At 56.6% G+C, this 4,622-nt stretch carries 4 protein-coding genes; all 4 read right to left on the bottom strand.

Translation table 11 applies throughout. The annotated features are described in order from the left end of the window. Positions 1-138, bottom strand: a 138-nt coding sequence (locus AC2FLD_RS22270; RefSeq protein ID WP_496803734.1) for a thiolase family protein, incomplete at its 3' end; no start/stop codon positions are given. Next, positions 135-2,255 carry a 3-hydroxyacyl-CoA dehydrogenase NAD-binding domain-containing protein gene (locus tag AC2FLD_RS22265; protein WP_496803733.1) on the bottom strand — a complete coding sequence of 707 codons (2,121 nt, stop codon included), beginning with the start codon at positions 2,253-2,255 and terminating at the stop codon, positions 135-137. The genes AC2FLD_RS22270 and AC2FLD_RS22265, both read right to left, overlap by 4 nt. Before the next feature lie 11 nt (positions 2,256-2,266). After that, positions 2,267-2,953: a dimethylsulfonioproprionate lyase family protein gene (locus AC2FLD_RS22260; protein ID WP_014880570.1), complete on the bottom strand. Its 687-nt coding sequence runs from the start codon at positions 2,951-2,953 to the stop codon at positions 2,267-2,269. Next, the gene (locus AC2FLD_RS22255; RefSeq protein ID WP_496674487.1) at positions 2,950-4,554 is read right to left on the bottom strand and encodes a fatty acid--CoA ligase; all 1,605 of its coding nucleotides are present in this window, start codon (positions 4,552-4,554) and stop codon (positions 2,950-2,952) included. Before AC2FLD_RS22255 ends, AC2FLD_RS22260 begins: the two co-directional genes overlap by 4 nt. Positions 4,555-4,622: the final 68 nt, after the last annotated feature.

The following is a 4,622-nucleotide window of genomic DNA, read 5'->3' as shown; positions in this document are numbered from 1 at the left end:
GGGGTCCACGCCTGCACGTTCAACAGCGTGTTGAATGGCGTGCCCCATCATGGTAGGGGATTTGATGTTGTTCAGCGAACCTTTGAAGGCAACCCCAATAGGGGTTCGTGCGGTTGAGACGATAACGGCTTCTCTCATGATTTTTCCTTTTTGGCATCAAAATGCGCGGCAAGTGTTACGCCCGAGGTTGCGAGTTCTTCCAGCAAAGGCGCAGGCGTGAACCACATCTCACCATAGGCACCAAGCGACTGCCGATAGTGGTTCATGCGTTCCAGAATCTGGCTTAATCCAAACTCGTCGGCATAGTGCATTGGGCCGCCGCGCCAGTTCGGAAAGCCATAGCCGTTGGTCCAGATCAGGTCGCAATCACCCGGGCGCGTCGCAATGCCCTCTTCAAGGATCAAGAAGCCCTCGTTGATCAGGGGGAACAGACAACGCTCAAGGATTTCCTGATCGTCGATTTCCCTGCGCTTCACGCCATGCAAGTCTGCCAAATGGGCACTGATTTGAACAATCTCAGGGTCTTCGACCCGCGTCCGCCCCTCGTAGACATAGCTTCCTCGCCCGGTTTTCTGACCCAGTCGGCCTAGTTTAAACAACCTGTCCTGCACAGCCTGGTATGTCGGGTCATGCGCGATTTCACTACGCCGCTCCTGACGCACGCGGGCGCCCACATCGACTCCCGCCAGATCTGCCATCGCATGAATGCCCATGGCCATGCCGAAGCCTTCAAGGACGTCATCCACCTGTTTCGGCGTCGCCCCCTCTAGAAGCAGACGGGATCCTTCGCGGAAGTATGGCTCCAGCATCCGGTTTCCAACAAAGCCGTAGCACACGCCAACCGTGACAGGGAGCTTCCGGATCTTCTTTGCGACCGTGATTGCCGTTGCAATGACATCGGGAGCGGTCTTGGCGCCGCGCACCACCTCCAGCAAGCGCATGACATTGGCCGGGCTGAAGAAATGGAGACCAATCACATCCTCCGGGCGGGATGTGACTGCGGCGATTTCATCAACATCCAATGTCGATGTGTTTGAGGCCAGTATCGCGCCAGGTTTTGCGTGTCGGTCCAGGGCTTCAAAAATCTGGCGTTTGACATCCATGCTTTCAAACGCCGCTTCAATGATCAGGTCGGCCTCTGCAAGGTCGCCGTAGCTGAGTGTCCCGGTGGCGTTGGCGGAGATTGCCTCTGCCCGATCCGCACTGAGCCGCCCTTTTTGAGCCGCACGCTGGAAATGCTCCCGGACCTTTTCCAGCCCCTGTTCGAGCGCACCTTGCGTGGTTTCCAGAAACGTGACCGGATACCCCGCCTGCAGAAAGGCGATGGCAATGCCGCGCCCCATTGTTCCGGCACCGATCATAGCCACCGATGAAATGCTACGTGGTTGGTCAGCACGGGTAACGCCGGGAACCTTGGTGCATTCACGCTCTGCAAAGAACAGACGCCGCCCCGCCCGCGATTGAGGTGTGTCGAGCAGTTCAGCGAAACCTGCCTTCTCTTGTGCCAACCCCTCGGCCAGCGGCATTTCGCACGCGGCCTCGATGGACACCAAACATCGTTCAGGGGCGACAAGGTTTTTGGACGTGTGCGCTATCTGGTCTCGGAAACCCGCGAGATAACCCTTCGGATCAGGATGTGTGACGGTCATATCCGCGCAACTGCGTTTCGGATCGCCCTCATGGCTGACACGGGTGGCGAAACCCAAAACATGCGCGCGAAAATCCTGGTCGTTCTCAAATAGTGCGTCGACCAGCCCACAAGACAGGGCATAATCGCCTTTCACGGGGTCACCGGAAAGGATCATTTGCGTTGCCACTTCCAGACCGGCAATCCGGGGTAGTCGTTGGGTGCCTCCGGCACCAGGCAGCAGCCCCAGTTTGATCTCAGGTAGGCCCATCACGGCATCCGGCGTGGCGACACGGTAATCACAGGCAAGCGCGATCTCCAGCGCACCACCCATAGCGGGACCTGCTATCGCGGCGATAATGGGTTTCTTGCTGGTTTCAATCGTTACACACAGGTCTGGCAGGTCCGGCTTGTCCCAAACTGCCCCGGTGCGGAACTCAACGATATCAGCGCCGCCGCAATAGAGCGGCAGAGCCGAGCATAGAACGATAGCTTTGACCTGTTCATCGGCGTCCAGCTCGTGGATGGCCGAGGAAAGCGCCAGTCGCATCTTGAGACCAAGAGCGTTCACTGGCGGGGCATTCAGCTCAATGAAAGCGACACTCTCGGTGTGTTTAGTGGAAATCATGTTTGGAAACCTCAATTGGACTGTTTGGCAAGATCTTGTTCGATCTCTGCCCAATCGTCGAAGTGGATTACGTTGCAGGGTGAATTCACGTTCTCGAGCCAGACAAAGACGGAGATGAATGGCTGGTCATAGACCCGGGTGGCGTGGGGATCGCCCGCCGCGTTCCAGATAAGTGATCCAGCCGGATAATCCTGCCAGTCACGGGTGCCAAACCGCCAACCAGATTTCTCGGACAGGTTCAGGTACAGCTCTGGCGCGTCGTGGTTGTGGTCGCGATACAGCGTCCTTGGACCCAGCATGAAAATGCCAAGGTTGAAATCGGGATGGTGATGTCCACATGCGTCTGGCCCAATCAGCAGAGTATGTAGGTTACACTTTGTGTATCCCTCGCCCAATTCGGCACCAGGGGGATAGAATTGGGCGTTGTCTTCGCGCCAGATCAGATCATCCTTGGCCGCTTTCAGACAACCTGCGATTTCCTGCAATTCGGGGGCGACAATCCCGGCGATGGCGTTCTTCAGAACCTCATCGTGCCGGGTTCCTTGGGGAGGTAAATCAATGAGCCTCTCACCCTTCAGGTCCATGGCTGCCAGCTTGTCCAACGTCAGGTCAACGCCGCGCGTGGCAGCTCTGTGAGCCTGCAGATAGGTGACAATGGACCCGATAAGCGCCTGAATACGGCGTTGCTTGTCTGTCATGATTTAAAGTCCGAGCGCGTTGAAATATCTTTCCGCACGAGTTTCTTGTCGAGCTTGCCGACGCTGGTTTTAGGTAGGCGGTCGACAAAGACTATCTCGTCTGGAACTGCCCATTTTGAGATCTCGCCTGCACCGACACGCGACTGGATTTCTTCAATGACTCTCAAGCGCACAAGATCCGGATCGGCATCCTTTGCGGCTTGAGCGACCAACACTGGCCTTTCGCCCCATTTCGCGTGCGGCAGCCCGATTGCTGCGACGTCCTCAACGCCGCTGCAAGACGATGCTATGTTTTCCAGTGCCAGTGAAGATATCCATTCGCCGCCGGTCTTGATCACATCCTTGAGGCGGTCAGTAATCTGCAACGATCCATTCTCGCGGATATACCCAACATCCCCGGTATGCAGATACCCACCGTCCCAAAGCTCATCCGAGGCTTGCGCATTATCCAGATAGCCTTGTGTCAACCAGGGAGCCCGAGCAACAACTTCGCCGGTTGTTTCGCCGTCATGTGGAACGTCCTGCATATCCGGTGTCACAACACGAAGGTCGACAAGCGGGCCGGGAAAGCCGGTTTGCGCCTGCACCTCTGGATCGTCGCTGGACAAATCGGCCACCGTCAGAAACGGACAGGTCTCGGACATCCCATAGGCCGCATGCAAGGATATGCCTGCCGCCGCCGCCCGGTCCTGCAAATTGCGCGGCAAAGCGGCCCCGCCAATGATCACTTTCCATCTGTCCAGGTCAATTTGTGGGCAGCCCGGATGGTCGAGCACCATTGACAGAACCGTGGGCACGCAGTGGGAAAAGGTGACGCCTTCGTCTGCAATCAATCGTAAGATTGTGTCAGGGTCATATCGACCGGGATAGACCTGACGCAGCCCCAGCATCGTTGCGGCATATGGAAATCCCCAGCCGTGGACGTGAAACAAGGGCGTCAGCGGCATGTAGACGTCGCCGCGATGAAATCCGGCGTTTCCGGGCCACGCTCCGAAGCCGGCGATCAGGCCCAACGTGTGAAGGACCAACTGCCGGTGTGAATAGCTCACCCCCTTGGGATTGCCGGTGGTCCCGGTCGTATAAAACAGGGTTGCGGTTTGGTTTTCATCGAAGTCCGGGAAGTCAAAGCTGTCTGGGGCCTCGCCTATCCACTCTTCATATCCTTCTCCGTCTCCAATCGGCACGATGGTGATGTCCCGATCAAAGCCCGATTTGATACCCTCTATGAGCGACATGAAATCGCGGTGCACGATGATCAGATCTGGTTGCCCATGGTTGATCGTATAAAGAACCTGAGCAGGAGATAGTCGCACGTTGATCGTGAAAAGGGACGCGCCCATCATCGGGATCGCGAAAAAACACTCAAGATAGCGGTGGGTATCCCAATCCATGACGCCGACGCGCATGCCCTCACCTATCCCGCTGGCCTTTAGAGAACTGGCAAGTTGGCGTACGCGTTTGCCCAAATCCGCATAACTCAACCGCATTTTGGTGCCGCTGACGATCTCTTGGCTGGCTGACGCGAGCTGAGATCCGGCCAGCAAGTGTTTAATCAGCAACGGATAGCCATATGCATTTGACGAAGGTGATAATGGTGGCATGAAGGTGGAATCCCATAACATCTCTATCTGCTAATCTGGCATTTCTCACCCCGTGGAAGAATTGAAAG

The organism is Ruegeria sp. CDSA021, from assembly GCF_059612325.1.
This window is presented reverse-complemented; position numbering and strand designations above follow the sequence as displayed.

What these genes read in the sequence shown, in the direction of transcription:
- AC2FLD_RS22265 (WP_496803733.1), bottom strand. Translation starts at nt 2,255, where the DNA reads ATGATTTCCACTAAACACACCGAGAGTGTCGCTTTCATTGAGCTGAAT.
- AC2FLD_RS22260 (WP_014880570.1), bottom strand. Translation starts at nt 2,953, where the DNA reads ATGACAGACAAGCAACGCCGTATTCAGGCGCTTATCGGGTCCATTGTC.
- AC2FLD_RS22255 (WP_496674487.1), bottom strand. Translation starts at nt 4,554, where the DNA reads ATGCCACCATTATCACCTTCGTCAAATGCATATGGCTATCCGTTGCTG.